The following is a 393-nucleotide window of genomic DNA, read 5'->3' on the forward strand; positions in this document are numbered from 1 at the left end:
TGGCGGTGCGCACCGCCGAGGAACGCGCCAACGCGGTTCGCGGGCGGGCCGATTCGCTGCCCCGTGCGGCTGCGGCGGAACGTGAGGCGCGGGTGCGGGCTCAGCAAGCACGCGCCGCAAGACTGCATGCGGCCGCGGTGGCCGCAGCGGTCGCCGACTGCGGACGGCTGCTGGCCGGGCGGTTGCACCGGGCGGTGGACGGGGCGTCGCAACTGCGCGACGCGTCGGCCGCGCAACGTCAGCAGCGGTTAGCGGCGATGGCCGCGGTGCGCGACGAGGTGAACACGCTGAGCGCCCGAGTGGGGGAACTCACCGATTCGCTGCACCGCGACGAGCTGGCTAACGCGCAGGCGGCGCTGCGTATCGAGCAGCTTGAGCAGATGGTGCTAGAGC

General features: G+C 73.5%; 1 protein-coding gene. It reads left to right on the forward strand.

Annotated elements, in window-relative coordinates; translation table 11 throughout:
* Nucleotides 1-393: hypothetical protein (locus tag EIK80_RS25145; RefSeq protein WP_199743621.1), on the forward strand; the 393-nt coding region annotated here is incomplete at both ends.

The organism is Caulobacter sp. 602-1 (assembly GCF_003931565.1).
Taxonomy (GTDB): Bacteria; Pseudomonadota; Alphaproteobacteria; order Caulobacterales; family Caulobacteraceae; genus Caulobacter.